The sequence below is a fragment of the Nocardioides glacieisoli genome (genome assembly GCF_004137245.1).
Classification (GTDB): domain Bacteria; phylum Actinomycetota; class Actinomycetes; order Propionibacteriales; family Nocardioidaceae; genus Nocardioides; species Nocardioides glacieisoli.
Genome location: NZ_SDWS01000013.1, coordinates 22,700 through 35,006 on the forward strand (window position 1 = coordinate 22,700; position 12,307 = coordinate 35,006).

The window sequence follows — 12,307 nt, forward strand, 5'->3', positions numbered from 1 at the left end:
CGGCGCCATGGCTGGTCCCCCGGCAACAGGTGCCTCAGAACAGTGCCATCTGCGCCTCGTCGACCGACGCCAGCGCGCGGGCAATCCGCTCGTCATCCCAGCCGTCCGCAACCGCGGCTCGCAGTGCGAGCGACCTGCGGTACATCGCCTCTCGGCCGAACATCCGACTGCGGTAGCCGCGCGCACCGCCGCGGCCATGCTGCGCGATCCGGGAAAGGTTCGCTGCTTGAGTGGACCCTTCGAGGTGATCCAGCAGGGTGCCCTCGGCGCGTACGCAGATCGGGTTGTCACACACGACGTGCTCGACCACCGGGGAAAGGTCGATCGACACCCCCTCGGCCAGCGCCCAGGCAACTCGATGAGGCCTCAGCACCCTCTGGCGACCTTCCCGCGATATCCAAAAGCGCCCGTACCCGTCATCAGCGATCGCGGCTGTGCCGCCCCCGGCCCACAACCAACAATCGGTCTCCCGAGGGCCCTTCACGACGCGCGACCAGAACCGGTCGACCTCGTCCGCCGTGAGCTGCATGCGGCCAACGTAGACGCCGGCACCGACACTTGGGTGCGGTCCTTGCCGCGGTGCTCAGCGGCCAGTCGCCGGGCTGGAGCCCGGGAGGGTGAAGAGTCCTTCGTCCTGTGCCACCGTCGGGGAAGGAGCGGTGGGCGGGGCCAGTAGCGCGCCGGCCTGCAGGGCGGCGGATCGGGTCGGCGCGGCCGGTGCGGCTGGTTGCTGGTCGAGGAGCTCGAGGAGCTCGAGGAGCTCGAGGAGCTCGAGGAGGTCGACGGGTTCGTCATCGACGGTGAGCGGGAGCGCGCGCGAGATCGCCGCCTTCTGGCGGTCCCGAACTTCACGCAGTGCGACGAGGTGTTTGCCGTAGACCTCGTCCCACTCCGCCTGAGCCTCCTGGTGCTCGTCGTCGGAGTCGAAGCGTCTGCGCCATGGCCAGCCGCCGCGTGCATCGCTGAACTCACTCCATCGGCGGTTCTCGTCGCGCTCGTTCCGGCGCAGCGTGTCCAGTTCGGTCCGCAGCTCCTGCGGCAGGGCCGTGCCGTACGCTGCGGCCTCGGCCCAGGTCACTTTCAACACGACCTTCGGCCTGATCCTGCGCCAGGCCTCCGTGTCGGTGCCGGCTGCCTTCATCGCCTCGGAGAACCCCGAGTGGTCTTCGAGCCAGACCGCCTTGCGGTTGTAGTTGATCCAGCAGCCTTCCTGCGGTGCGGAACGGCCGCCTTCCAGTGTCCCGTGTTCGCGGAGGCTATTGAGGAGAGCGTCGGCTGCCATTGCGGAGCCCAGTGCACCCAGCAGGTTCTGTTGGTCCCGGTTCAGCATCGCGCTCGGCACTGCCCTACCTGGCGGGCGCGGCCGAGACCGCGAGCCGCTGACCGTCTTCGTCCTGGTGCCGACGGGCGGTCTCGTGGTGGGCCTGGTCGAGGGCGGCCAGCTGCAGCGTTGTGCTGCGCCCGCTCTCGGGGGCCGCGGGGTCCTCGGCGGGGATGCGGGTCGGCTCCGCATAGTGCTCATCGAGTTGGTCGACGATGCGGGAGCACACTGCGTTGAGCCGAGGGTTGTTCGCGACCTTGTTCTGGGCGTACATGACGCTGGTGTGGTCCTTGCCGAAGTAGGCCGCGATCGCCGGCAGGGTCAGGCCGCCGCGCCGGGCTGCCGTCATCGCCACGGCGCGGGCGTCGGTCACCGCGCGGTGGCGGTCGGCGCTGCGCACCGCGTCGCGGGTGGTGCCGAAGGACTGCGCGGCGGTGGCGATCGCGATCGCGCAGATGCCGTCGGGTCCGACGTCGGCCACCTCGCCATTCGCGGTTCCGGTGGCGTTGACCTGAGTGGCCAGTGCGATCGCGAGCGACCGCAGCTGCTCGGCGTTCATCTGGTCGAGCGTCCGCTCGACGGCGGACTGATTCGCGTTGGCGACCAGGGCGGCGAATGCCGCCGCCTGCTTGGTGGTGAGCTCGCCATCTGGTGCAGCCGCCTCGGCGGGCTGGTCCTGCTGGTCGTCGACGAGCCGGAGCCGCCGAGTGCTGTTGTCTGGAGTGGCCATCGCGGCTACCACCTTTCGTGAAGATCGTTGTGGGCGGGCTTGGTGTCGTCGGGTTGAGTGGCGGCCGCGGCCAGTTCACCGGCGCGGTCGACGTCGTCGCGGTAGCGCTGCCGGCGGCCGCGGCGGACCGGCGTCGAGGCGTGGGTCTCGTCGCGCTCGTTTCGGGGCCTCGGTTGGTGCTTGCCCGGCTGGCAGCCGTCGCCCAGCCGGTCACGCAACCTCTCCAGGAAGCCCGGCAGGCCGTATCGGTGCCAGTCCTCGAGCGCGGCCGGGGTGACGGCGAAGCTGGTGTAGTAGCGGCTGCACGCCAGCACCGCCAGGTCATGCACCAGGTGGGGGTGCGCGGGCCAGCACTCGGGGATGCCTGTGCGGGTCACGTTCCACAGGTGCTGCTCGTTGACCCACATCGCGACCAGGTCCAGCCACGCCCAGAGCTCGGTACGCATAGAACCGGTACACGTGGCCGGGTCCCAAGGCCGCGGCATCTGCGCGAGCTCGCGCAGCGCCTCCTCGTCGGCTGGCGGCTCGACGGTGGCCTGCTGCAGCTGTTCCATCGCGGTCCGGATCGTGGGCCCGGGCTCGGGGAACGGCCGCACCATCAGTCCGACCAGAGGCATCATCGCGTTCCCGCCGGGGGCGACAACAGTTCCGCCCGCTGCGCGAGAGGCGACCTGTGAGGGGTGCATCGTCGTCATCGCTCCCCCTCCCTACTTCGGCATCCCGAGGCGCTGTCGGGTCCGGGACACGGTCTCGGTCGGTGTGGGCTGGTCCGCTGCCGGGGCGGTGGGTTCCGCGACTGGGCTGCGGGCCGCACTCGGGCCCGCTTCTGCGCAGCCAGCAGCTCCTTCCCGCGCTTGCCGTCGATGCAGCGGTGCAGGTTCGCGATGATCGGGTCGTACATCTCGGCCAGGACCAGGGCCTTGCGCTGCTCGATGCGGCGCAGCTCAGCCGGCTCGAGGATCGGCACCCGACGCTGGTCAAAGGACCGGTCCATCACGCCGAACAACTCGTGGCCGCGCGCCGAGTACCGGGTCTCGGTGTGGCTCGTGGATCCGATCAGGTCGGAGAGCTCCTGGCAAAAGCGGATGTCCTTGCCGCCACCGAAGACCACCAGGTTGTTCGACAACCCGTAGATGGTGCGTGCCTCGTCCTCGCCGTAGGAGACCACGAACTGCCGCCAGGTCTGGGCAGCAAGGATGAAGGACAGCCCCAGTGCGCGCTCGTTGGCCATCCGCGTCGACAGTGTGGGAATTGGCGCTGTTGAGGGCAGCTCGTCCAGGCAAGCCAGGAACGGGGGGCACAACCGTCCGTGAGGGGAGGTCTCGCCCAGCCGCTTGGCCGTGTCCAGGATCTGTTCGGTGACAGCCGTCATCAGCGGTGACGCGCTTGCGTACGGGTCGTCGCGACCCAGCAGGTAGATCGTGCCGCCGGCCTTGATTAGTGCTTCGAGGTCGGTCGCGGGCCGCGTCGCGGAGGGGACGCAGCGTTCCCGGATCGAGCGCTGGAAGAACAGCGCCATGGACTGTTGGACGGTGGTGATCGTGTTGCCGGCCGTCCGCTCGTCGCCGTACAGGGCGCCGCGCAGCAGGCCGTCCCATAGGGGCTCCGTCGCCGGGTGGGTGCGCAGGATTTCCTCTGCCTGGGGATGCTCCCGCGGGCTGGAGACCCACATGAGCACCTCATCCAGACCGATGCCGGCGATCGCCGCGGCGTGGAAGAAGGCCTGCAGGACCTTCGCGCACTCACCGGCGTAGAACCGGGCCGCCTGATCCGAGGACTGGGAGGTGGCACCCTTGATGGTGCCGTTGGCGAACGCCTTCGCGCGCCGTTCGGCGTGCATCGCGTCCTCGCAGCCGGCGATCGGGTCCCACACCAGCTCCGGGGTGCCGGGGGCGGCGTTGAACGGGTCCAGGACCACGACCGGGCGCCCGTCACGTTGCCGGGCCTCCAGCGTGAGGAACAGGTCCTCCGGCTTGGTCAGAGTCACCAGGGCGCCGCCTGGGGCATCCAGCAGGGCAGGCACCAGGAGGTCCAGGGTCTTGCCCGAGCCTTGGGGGCCGATCACGCACGTGGTCCGGTCGAACGGCACCCACAGCTCGGGACCGTTGCGCCCGGCCCGGCCGAGCCGCCAGCCCACCTCGTGGGGGTTCACGTGCTTCAGGCCTGTGGCCATCAGAGGGTCCTCTCTTCCGGTTGGTTGGCGGCCCGCCGCTTGCTGCGGACTGGCCCCCTGCGCTGGGAGCGGGCGTAGAGGTCGGGCCGGACGACGTCGGCGCTCTTGCGTAGCCGCGGCACCCCGAGCGCCTCCGCGGCCTGCGCCGGCGTGGCCAGGCCGTGCAAGGACGTGGCGCCGGTCAGGCCCCGCATCCACATGCCGACGACGGCCGCAGCACCGAGCACCAGCACCTCGCCGACCGCTGTGAGCACCCACATCAGTGCATGCGGCGGCAGCGTCTCGGCAACGCTGGGGCGCAGACCCACACCGAATTGCCCGTGCAGCAGCCCGCCGTAGGCGTCCAAGAGGTGCGCATTCGGCAACGCGAAGTGCCCCGACGTCGCGAACCCGATGACGGCCTGGACGACCAGCGGCGTCACCAGGAAGAAGAAGAGCCCGGTAAGGATGCAGGCTGCCTTGAACTCGCCCGCCGACGGGGCGATGCTGGTGAACCGGTCGCGCCGTGCGCGCTCCATGCTCATAGCGCCGCCGCCATCGAGGCGCAGCCCGGGGCCTGCCACCGGTGACACGGGAAGTCCACCGGCCCACGCTGGTCCGCGATGACTGCGACCGTGTCGATCGGCCAGTCCAGGCGCCCCTGACCGTCGAGGACCGCGGCCTCGGATGCATCGGAGTGGTTGGGTCGCACCAAGCCCACGCAACTGAGATCGGCGCCGAGCAGCGTCTGGCCGGTGAAGTTGTTGCCGCCATGAGAGGTCAGAATCGTCGTGCCCGTTCCCAGCGGCAGCAGGGCGAGCTGCTCGTCGTCGACGAGGTCCATGTCGTCGATCACCACCAGGCAGGTTCGGGGGCGGCAGGCGCGTTCGACCTGGCGATGTAACTGGTCGGGACGCTCGACGCTGCAGAGCAGGTCGGCCCACTCGCTGGGTGTCTGGGCATAGACGTGCGCGTGCCGCGCTGTGTTGGCCAGCCACCAGCGGGTGAGGTAGCGCGCGGTGGTGGTCTTGCCCCGCCCGACGTCGCCGACCAGCAGCAGCGTTCGCGGGTTGCTGATGTCGAACCTGGCGGCTTGGCCGTCCAAGGTGGTGCCGATGCGTACGTCCATGCTAGGAAAAGCAACCCGCACTTGCGCAGATCGGACACATAGGCGCCACCGATTCACCGACTGCTGTTGCACCCCGCTGATGACAGGCGTGGGTCATGCGGCCACGGCCGGCATCCCGCCGAGGTCGAACGCCTGCTTGGGCAACGCCCACGTCACAGAGCCACCAGGTGCGGCGACGTCGGCGAACCCGACGCAGCCGTAGACGCCGTTCGCGGCGCAGCCGTAGTCGTTGCCGAAGATCTTGCCGCCGCCCACGTAGATCGCGACGTGGCCGACACCGTTGCCGGTGTTGTAGGACACCACGGCACCCACGGGTGGCAGCGGGTCGAGCCCGGTTCCGTGCGATTTGGCTAGCCCGGCGTTGATGATGCCCTGTGCGACGTCCTGCCCGTCGCCGTAGCCGCGGCCCACGCCGGGACCGCCGTAGAGCGCGTCGACCACCTTGGGGCACTGGTTGTCGTAGGTGCAGGGTGCCCCCGAGGTCCACGACAGCCCGCACAGACCGAGAGGGGTGTTCATCATGGCGTCGAGACGGGCCCTGAGCGCCGCCGACAGGTCGCCGCCGACAGTGATCGGTGACGTGACGCACCTGGAGGCGGCGCCGTTCGTGGCGCTGCCTGCGGTGGCGGCCACCGCTTGGCGGGCGGCGTCGAGGTACTGGTGGTAGTCGGTGTTCTGGAAGGGGATCCAGTCGGCGAACTTCGCCTCGCCCGACCCGGGCCGCGCGGAGTAGAGCGCGAAGGCGTACCTCGCGTTCAGGGCCGGGTCGAAGATGTCGGCCGGGGTGTCCCATCCAGGGATCTTGCCTCGGTGCTCTCGGGCGATCTGCCACAGCCCGAAGTGGCTTCGGTTAGCCGCGTCCGGGTTCCAGCCCGACTCCACGCGGGCGATGGCCACCGCGGTGACCAGGTCCTCCCCACGGAACCCCGCGGCGTGGGCTGCCGAGGCGGCGACGGCCGCGGCGTCGAGCTCGCCGGTGAGCGTCCCCGCAGGGTCGGACACCGCCACAACGCTGCTGGTCGGGCACGGCGGGCAACCCGCCGGCGTGGTCGCCCGGGGCCCGGTGGGTGAGCCCGCCCCCGGGCCGGCTCCGTTCATGGCCATCCGCGTGAACAGTGCCGGGTGATCGGAGTGCACCGCGGCCGCACTGATCTCCCAGGTCCTCACGACCGTCACGGGCGCGGTGTAGAAGTTGTAGATGACCCCGGAATCCTTGGTGTAGCGGTAGCCGGCCGCCTCCATCCGAGGTGCAGCCGCCTGGGGGCCGTCCTGGGCGTGCGAGTTCAGGTCGCCACCAACCAGCACCGGCCCGTACGGCGCAAGGACGCCAGCGAGCTCGATCAGGTGATCCATGCCAAGGCCGTACTGCTCGACGCGGGTCATCGGCGGCGTCCCCCACTGGCGGGGATACCGGTAGGCGTTGGTCATGTGGTGCACCGCGATCACCGAGACCACGGCCCCATCCGTGCGCTGGAACAACCCCCAGGCTGCATACCGATCCCACAACCTGTCGCGGTCCCGAACGACGACGTGGTCGTCGTCAACGATTTCCACGCGGCCACCGTCGAGCAGAGTCCAGGTGTCGGTGCGCCACATGATCGCGTTGTTCATCGACTGCTCGCGGCCTCCTGGGGTGTCATCGACCGCCTCCTCGCGGTAGGCGTCATAACCCGGCGCGGCCGCGCGCATCTGGCTCAGCGGCACGTCGCGGACCTCGTTGAGGGTGATGAAGTCCGGCGACGGCGCAGCGAGAGCGCGGACACCGGGGTCGAAGCCACCGCGGGTCTTGATGTTCGCGTTCGCGACCAGCACCTCACCGTCCACCGGGCCACCGGGTGACGCCTCGACGGCAGGCATCACACCTAGACCAGCGCCGTCCTGCGTCCGGCTGGTCGCGGGACCGGTCAGCTGCGCGGTGGTGTGGACGAACGGATGGTCGGTGTAGCTGTGCGCTCCGTCGTTGGTGCTCCGGTCGACGACGGTCCCAGAGAAGGCGACGGCGGGGCTACCCATGATCCAGTCGATCTGCTCGTCGTTGGGATTCGCGGTCGACCAGCCACCGGCTAAGGAGAGGAAGAGTTGCCTGAACCGAGCCCTGTCGTTCATGTCGCCGGTCAGCAGGAGGGGCGTGTTTGGCTCGCTCTCGTGCAACTGCGCAAGGGCCTGCGATTCGGTTCGAACGGCGGCGTCTCTCATCGCATCGGTTCCTCCGACAGCGTCGGCCGGATGGTGGGTGTTCAGCACCCAGACGGACCCCAAGTCCCCCCTTGAGGTGAACCGGACCAACGGGACCTGAATGACCGGACTGCCGTACCTGATTGACACGTAGCGAACCTCATCGACCGTCCACGCTCCGGTCTGATACGCGATGGCGTCAGCCGTTGATGGCCTCCCGCGGCGCTTGCCGGCAACGATGTCCCAAGCCCCGCCGGTGGCATTGAGGAACGCCTGGGCCTGCGGCGACTCGAACTCCTGAAACCCAACGATCGATGCAGCTGAGGCGCCGATCTTTGTGACCATGTTCGGGACCCGCTCGGCGTACGGCCGCTCGCCGGGATGCGGGTTGGTCCTGTAGTGCGAGGCGCCCCGCCAGTTGAGGGTGCCGATGCCGAACGACCCGCCCATGGTCGAGTTGACTGTGGGGGCGCAGGCGGCGCGGACGGCCTCGATGTTGGCGTTGCCCATGCCGAGCATGAGCAACAGCAGCGGACAGATCAGCACCAGCGGCAGGCTGAGCAGGATGGCCTTCTTCACGACTGCGCCCCCCTCGGGAGCCAATCTCTAGGAACTACGACCTCTTCGGACTCAGCGTCGAAGGCGCCACCCGCTACAGGAAGACCGTCGAGCCCCCCGACCTGAGGAACGAAGACCAACCTGGCGCCCGGCCATGACCGTGTTTGTACGTACCGCGCGGCGCGGGTCGAGAGCTGTCGCAACGTCCTCACACCACGGATAAGCAACCGCGGCGCGCGCGAATCGGACACCCTGGCGCTGCGGACTTTGGTCACGAGCCGCAGCGTGGCGGCTCAGCGTCCCCGCATCCGTCCCCCTGAACCGTCGAATGGCGGGGGGACGCGGCGCCCCACCCTGGGTTTATGCAGGTGAGGCAGCGTCCCCCCGAAACATCCAGGAGATTCCGGAGCCGGTGGCTCGAGTTGTAGAGGAGGAGTTCCCGCAAGCGGATCCTGAATCGGGTCGGTCTCTCATCCGGGAATCGGATTGAGCAGCGTTAGGCTGGGCTCGCGCGGGCAGGTGCCACCGTCGGCGGGGGAGGTCTGGTGACTACTTCTGACTCAGGCTTGAGGACGTGCCCCGAATGCGATGCGCGCGTGGCACTGTTGCGCGGCCGGTGGTTGATGGTGCATCGCGATGGCAACGTTGACTCAGAGGGTCCTGGCCCCCCACGTCGCTGTCCGGGAAGCTTGTTGCAGGTAGAGCTACCGCCACGGGCGGACCGTCGTTGAGTATCTCAGGTCCGGCGGGCGGCGTACCGACGTCGATGTACCGCCGTTGCTGGTGGCGGCTCGGCACAGCGACATCGAAACCGAGATGAAGCGTGAGTCGTGATCGCGACGCCCTCTCACGTCCAAGTTGCCCGCCGACTTCGCCAGTGCACGCTCCGGGCGCGACGTGTTCGTGAAGCGTGTTGGCAGCGGGATCGCGCACCGGGTCGTCGGCGAGCCCACCCGGCACCGGGTCGCTCCCAGTCCCCATCCGGACACCGGGTCGTGTTGCGTCGAAACAATCCAGGCAATCACGCCCGGTGGTGTTGACGAACTTGGCGAGGCGGTTGAGGCGGCGACGTCAGGTGACGGCTCGAAGAAGTCGTGAGCGTCGGGAGCCACGTGAGGCCCGGGTGGCTCGATTTGCCCAGACTGTGCTTGGGCCTGGCAACGTCATAGGATGAGCGTCCCGGATGTTGGTTGAGAAGCAGCCCGTTCTGCTGGGGTGGAACTGAGTAGGAAGCAGTTCGCGTGAGTCTTTCGGTCCCGCTCCTGTCGCAGTCGATGACACTGATCGCTTCAGCGCTCTCACCATCTGAGTTGCTGGATGGTTTGCATGATGCCGCGCGCGCGATGGGAGCCGAGGCGACAGCGCTCGGGATCGTCCGAGACGACGAGATCCACCACTTTGCGCGCGGTTTCGATGCAGCGGTGGTCCAGAGGTTCGCCTTGATCCCGCTTTCTGTAGCTCTGCCGGGGCCTTTCACGGTGCGGGCCGGGGTCCCTCAGTTCCTCGTCGATCGTGCTTCAACTTTCGATCGGTTTCCTGACGCTGTCGCGGTGATTGAGGCTAGCGACTACGGGGCGGCGGCCTGCTTGCCCTTGGTCCGCGGCGGCTCCGTGTTCGGTTACGTGGCGATGCACTACGTCGGATCTCGCGAGTTCGATGCGGCCGACCAGTTTCTGCTCACGACCGTGACCGCCGCTGTCGCAGGAACAGCGTCGCGCATCCTGGCCGACGATCCCACTGTGGAGTCCGCGCGTGGGTCTACCGATCACGAGCTACTGAGACTACGAGCAGAGGTGGCGGGGTTGACCGACGCGCTCGCATCGCGAGCCGTGATCGAGCAGGCCAAAGGCATTCTCATGAACCGTTACCAGATCTCGCCGGGTGCTGCCTGGAGACTTTTGGTGCGTGTCTCGAACGCGACCAACGTCAAGGTTCGTGTGTTGGCCGAACAGTGCGTTATGCAAGGAGTGGACGCTGTTCCTGCTCTCACACTCGATGAGTCCCAGCAGCCATGACGACCTCATTGTCGGAACTCGCGAGCCAACCATCCACCGACGCAGCCGTCTAATCCTTGGCCCCCTGCGGTGAGTTCAGGGGCGATCTTCGTTCTGGTGTGCGGCGGGACACGGATCCGCCGCTGACGTCGTGGTGTTCTCGGACCACGCACATGGAGTATCGCTGGCACTTACACTCGCGGCGAGAGTGTCGAGTGGAGGGGGCGTCTCGGTGATGGGCGTGAGCCACGACGGGCCGCATGGGGATCTGTTGCGGCGGTTGGTCGACCAGCTGCCGGGGATGGTGGCCTATTGGGACCCCGACCTTCGCCTCGTGCTCGCCAACGCCGCCTACTGCACCTTCGTGGGACGTCCGGCCGAGGGGTTGCACGGCCAGCACTTCTCGGCGGTGCTCGGCGAGGAGGTGTATCGGGCGAACCTGCCACACCTCCAGGGCGCCCTGTCCGGGGAACCGCAGGTGTTCGAACGCACCCTGTCCGACGGGCTCGGGGTGACCCGCCACGCGGAGGTCTCCTACGGCCCTGACGTCGTCGACGGCCAGGTTGAGGGGATCTTCGCGCTGATTACCGATGTCACGCCGCGGGTGGAGGCGCAGAGGGATCTCGATGAGGCCCAGGAACTCGCCGGACTCGCGAGCTGGACGTTCAGGCCGGCCGAGGAGACGTGAACCGCCCCGGCGTGTCCGGAGACTTTCTAGTTTGAGACTCCAGCGATTGCTGGGGTCTGGTGGTGAGCGTAGTGAGCTTGCTCGGCCTCGACTGGCGTGAGGTCGTCGCCGTACTCGAAGGGTCGGCGGTGGTTGAACCAGTCGACCCACTCGGCTGTCGCGATCTCGAGGTCGTCGAAGCCCTTCCACGGCCGCCTCGGCTTGATCAGTTCGGTCTTGTAGAGCCCGATCACCGACTCGGCCAGGGCGTTGTCGTAGGACGAGCCCACCGCTCCGGTCGACGGCTTGATCCCGGCAGCGTCCAGGTGTTCGGAGTAGGCGACGGACAGGTACTGGACCCCGTGGTCGTGATGCGCGATCAGACCGGCCAAGTCTTTGCCTTCACGCTGTCGGGTCCAGATCGCCTGCTCGACCGCATCGACGACCAGCTGGCTGGTCATCGTGGTCGCCACCGACCAGCCCAGGATCCTGCGGGCGTAGGCGTCGATGACGAACGCGGTGTAGCACCAGCCCGACCACGTCGAGACATACGTGAAGTCCGCGACCCACAGGCGATCTGGTGCCAGCGGTGCGAAGTTGCGGTCAACCAGATCCAGCGGCTTGGGCGCCTTCGGGTCGCTGATCGTGGTCCGCTTGACCTTCCCGCGCACCGCACCAGCCAGGCCCATCTCGCCCATCAGCCGCTCCACGGTGCAGCGCGCGATCGGCGGCTCCCCGGCTGGCCGCTCGCGGTTCAACGTCAGCCACACCTTCCGGGCGCCGTAGACGCCGTAGTTCGCGGCATGGACCGCGGCGATCCTGGCCTTCAGCTCCCCGTCCCGCGCCTCGCGGGAGGTGGGCTTGCGGGAGCGGTGCTCGTAGTAGGTCGCGGGGGCGATCTTGCAGCCCAGCTCGGTGAGCTGGTCGCAGATCGACTCGACACCCCATCGCAGACCGTCGCCGTCGCGGACACCGACGTGCTCGTCGATGTAGGCCACGATCAGCGCTGTGGCCGGTCGAGTTCGGCCGCGAAGAAAACCGATGCGCTCTTGAGGATCGCGTTGGCCCGCTTCAGCTCGGCGTTCTCCCGCTTCAACCGCTTCAGCTCCGCCGACTCCTCCGAGGTCATCCCGGGCCGCTGGCCGGCGTCGACCTCGGCCTGGCGACACCACTTCCGGATCGTCTCCGGTGTCCCGACGCCCAGCAGCTCGGCGACCTTCGTCATCGCCGCCCACTCCGACTCGTGGTCGGCCCTGATCTCGGTGACCATCCGGACCGCCCGCTCACGCAGCTCGGCCGGGTACCTCTTCGGCGTACTCCCTGACATGACTCCAACCTTCCCAACGAATGGAGTCTCCGGACTTGCCGGGGCGGTTCAGGTCTCGGGGCGCTCCAGCGCGGGGCACAGGCTAGGGGCTGGAGGTGTGTCCGGGTGTGTCCGGGATCGGCCAGGCGTGACGCTTGGGCGGTTGAGTGGGCGCCATGTCAAAAGTTATCCGAATGAGCCGTGTCTGGTCGTGCCTGGTCGCCGTTAGCTTGGTGGGCACATTCGGGTCGTCCGCCCATGCGTCCACGCTGGGC

The 12,307-nt window shown here is 68.3% G+C and carries 11 protein-coding genes; 2 read left to right on the forward strand and 9 right to left on the reverse strand.

The window, feature by feature from the left end; all coding sequences use genetic code 11:
* Positions 1 to 34: 34 nt before the first annotated feature.
* The 8 genes from EUA06_RS20510 to EUA06_RS20545 all read right to left on the reverse strand — a co-directional run bounded on the left by EUA06_RS20510 (position 35) and on the right by EUA06_RS20545 (position 8,026).
* Positions 35 to 529 (reverse strand): hypothetical protein, encoded by a 495-nt coding sequence (locus EUA06_RS20510; RefSeq protein WP_129479260.1) that lies wholly within the window; start codon positions 527 to 529, stop codon positions 35 to 37.
* 54 nt (positions 530 to 583) lie between these two features.
* Positions 584 to 1,342, reverse strand: coding sequence for a hypothetical protein (locus EUA06_RS20515; RefSeq protein ID WP_242498284.1), 759 nt, complete (start codon positions 1,340 to 1,342; stop codon positions 584 to 586).
* Positions 1,343 to 1,346: 4 nt separating this feature from the next.
* On the reverse strand, positions 1,347 to 2,051 hold the full coding sequence (locus EUA06_RS20520; RefSeq protein WP_129479262.1) for a helix-turn-helix domain-containing protein: 705 nt from the start codon (positions 2,049 to 2,051) through the stop codon (positions 1,347 to 1,349).
* A 5-nt stretch (positions 2,052 to 2,056) separates the two neighbouring features.
* Positions 2,057 to 2,746 carry a hypothetical protein gene (locus EUA06_RS20525; protein WP_129479263.1) on the reverse strand — a complete coding sequence of 230 codons (690 nt, stop codon included), beginning with the start codon at positions 2,744 to 2,746 and terminating at the stop codon, positions 2,057 to 2,059.
* On the reverse strand, positions 2,743 to 4,224 hold the full coding sequence (locus tag EUA06_RS20530; RefSeq protein ID WP_129479265.1) for a type IV secretory system conjugative DNA transfer family protein: 1,482 nt from the start codon (positions 4,222 to 4,224) through the stop codon (positions 2,743 to 2,745). The genes EUA06_RS20525 and EUA06_RS20530 overlap by 4 nt, the downstream gene beginning before the upstream one ends.
* Positions 4,224 to 4,748 (reverse strand): hypothetical protein, encoded by a 525-nt coding sequence (locus EUA06_RS23155; protein WP_129479267.1) that lies wholly within the window; start codon positions 4,746 to 4,748, stop codon positions 4,224 to 4,226. Before EUA06_RS23155 ends, EUA06_RS20530 begins: the two co-directional genes overlap by 1 nt.
* Positions 4,745 to 5,332 carry an ATP-binding protein gene (locus tag EUA06_RS23160; RefSeq protein ID WP_129479269.1) on the reverse strand — a complete coding sequence of 196 codons (588 nt, stop codon included), beginning with the start codon at positions 5,330 to 5,332 and terminating at the stop codon, positions 4,745 to 4,747. Before EUA06_RS23160 ends, EUA06_RS23155 begins: the two co-directional genes overlap by 4 nt.
* 93 nt (positions 5,333 to 5,425) lie before the next feature.
* Positions 5,426 to 8,026 carry an endonuclease/exonuclease/phosphatase family protein gene (locus EUA06_RS20545; RefSeq protein WP_340640801.1) on the reverse strand — a complete coding sequence of 867 codons (2,601 nt, stop codon included), beginning with the start codon at positions 8,024 to 8,026 and terminating at the stop codon, positions 5,426 to 5,428.
* Between the two features lie 1,280 nt (positions 8,027 to 9,306).
* On the opposite strand from EUA06_RS20545, the gene EUA06_RS22820 reads away from it, so the two are divergent.
* Both EUA06_RS22820 and EUA06_RS20555 read left to right on the forward strand, forming a co-directional pair.
* Positions 9,307 to 10,080, forward strand: coding sequence for a GAF and ANTAR domain-containing protein (locus EUA06_RS22820; protein ID WP_129479273.1), 774 nt, complete (start codon positions 9,307 to 9,309; stop codon positions 10,078 to 10,080).
* Between the two features lie 220 nt (positions 10,081 to 10,300).
* Complete coding sequence (locus EUA06_RS20555; protein WP_165354475.1) at positions 10,301 to 10,747, forward strand: PAS domain-containing protein; 447 nt, start codon at positions 10,301 to 10,303, stop codon at positions 10,745 to 10,747.
* Positions 10,748 to 10,773: 26 nt separating this feature from the next.
* On the opposite strand, the gene EUA06_RS20560 is transcribed toward EUA06_RS20555, so the two are convergent.
* A protein-coding gene (locus EUA06_RS20560) for an IS3 family transposase (RefSeq protein ID WP_129479277.1) occupies positions 10,774 to 12,053 on the reverse strand; the annotation gives its coding sequence in 2 pieces (ribosomal slippage) (positions 10,774 to 11,765 and positions 11,765 to 12,053; 1,281 coding nt in all).
* Positions 12,054 to 12,307 lie beyond the last annotated feature (254 nt).

What these genes read in the sequence shown, in the direction of transcription:
- EUA06_RS20545 (WP_340640801.1), bottom strand. Translation starts at nt 8,026, where the DNA reads ATGCTCGGCATGGGCAACGCCAACATCGAGGCCGTCCGCGCCGCCTGC.
- EUA06_RS20520 (WP_129479262.1), bottom strand. Translation starts at nt 2,051, where the DNA reads ATGGCCACTCCAGACAACAGCACTCGGCGGCTCCGGCTCGTCGACGAC.
- EUA06_RS20525 (WP_129479263.1), bottom strand. Translation starts at nt 2,746, where the DNA reads ATGACGACGATGCACCCCTCACAGGTCGCCTCTCGCGCAGCGGGCGGA.
- EUA06_RS20530 (WP_129479265.1), bottom strand. Translation starts at nt 4,224, where the DNA reads ATGGCCACAGGCCTGAAGCACGTGAACCCCCACGAGGTGGGCTGGCGG.
- EUA06_RS20510 (WP_129479260.1), bottom strand. Translation starts at nt 529, where the DNA reads ATGCAGCTCACGGCGGACGAGGTCGACCGGTTCTGGTCGCGCGTCGTG.
- EUA06_RS23160 (WP_129479269.1), bottom strand. Translation starts at nt 5,332, where the DNA reads ATGGACGTACGCATCGGCACCACCTTGGACGGCCAAGCCGCCAGGTTC.
- EUA06_RS23155 (WP_129479267.1), bottom strand. Translation starts at nt 4,748, where the DNA reads ATGAGCATGGAGCGCGCACGGCGCGACCGGTTCACCAGCATCGCCCCG.